The 870-nt window shown below is 43.6% G+C and carries 1 protein-coding gene and 2 pseudogenes; all 3 read right to left on the bottom strand.

Annotation, left to right across the window (positions count from 1 at the left end; genetic code table 11):
- Positions 1-511 (bottom strand): annotated as a pseudogene (locus tag GMD4S_RS09565) (phosphoribosylformylglycinamidine synthase); the annotation flags it as partial.
- A gap of 56 nt (positions 512-567) precedes the next feature.
- Positions 568-636, bottom strand: a pseudogene (locus tag GMD4S_RS13805) (phosphoribosylaminoimidazolesuccinocarboxamide synthase); the annotation flags it as partial.
- A 76-nt stretch (positions 637-712) separates the two neighbouring features.
- The coding region (locus GMD4S_RS09560; RefSeq protein WP_008290331.1) for a phosphoribosylaminoimidazolesuccinocarboxamide synthase at positions 713-870 on the bottom strand (158 nt) is incomplete at its 5' end.

The raw sequence follows: 870 nt of genomic DNA, 5'->3' as shown, positions 1-870 counted from the left end.
AAGTCAATTTAGGAATGGTCTTGTCCGACTCTGAAAATTCCTGCTTGGCAATCCCTGTCGTGATGTCCTTGAAACGAGAATCAACTGGATTGAGCAGATAGTTTTTGACCGCTTCCAACTCAGTCGCATCAATATCTTTATTAATCAAGTAAAGTTGAGCTGTGTTGACTGTCACGTCACTCGAACTTCCCAGCAAAAGCAAGGCTTCCTGTGCCGAAGCTGCACGCTGGTCAAACTGCCCTGGCAAACTTTCAATGGCAAAGAAAGCATAGTTGGCAAGATCCGCTTGCACGGCCGCTTCGTCCAAGACATGATCTGTCACCTGCTCAGAGAAGATATGTTTTTCTGCAGGCGCAAACAAATTCTCTGCCAAGTCAAAGACATCATAAACTTGCACGATGCGAATACTTTTCAAAGTTGAAAGTCCCAAGTTGTGCTGGAGCTCCCTTACCAAACTCTCTGACTTGACTTGAAAATCAGCCTTTTTTTCAACAAAAATACGTTTATTCATCAATTCTTATTCCTTTATTTCAGCTCTTGCAATGTTCCCAAACATCCTTGAGGTTGTTATTTCAATTCCTGCAACTTTTCCCAAACAATCTCGTAAACGTCTGTCCGTTCTCCCAATCCCCTACGGAGTGTAAAGGTCTGGGGGACCTTTACAGCCTGAGTCCTTACATCTGAAAGACGAAGGTTTTCCGTTTCTAACAGCTTATTTCAAAGCCTGCAATTTCTCCCAGACAATCTCATAAACATCTGTCAATTCTCCGAGTCCTCTACGGAAAACATCCTTGTCCATGTGGTTGCCATCTGCATCCCACAAACGGCAGTTATCTGGTGAAAACTCGTCTGCCAAGATAATCTTGCCAT

Source organism: Streptococcus sp. GMD4S (genome assembly GCF_000296955.1).
This window is presented reverse-complemented; position numbering and strand designations above follow the sequence as displayed.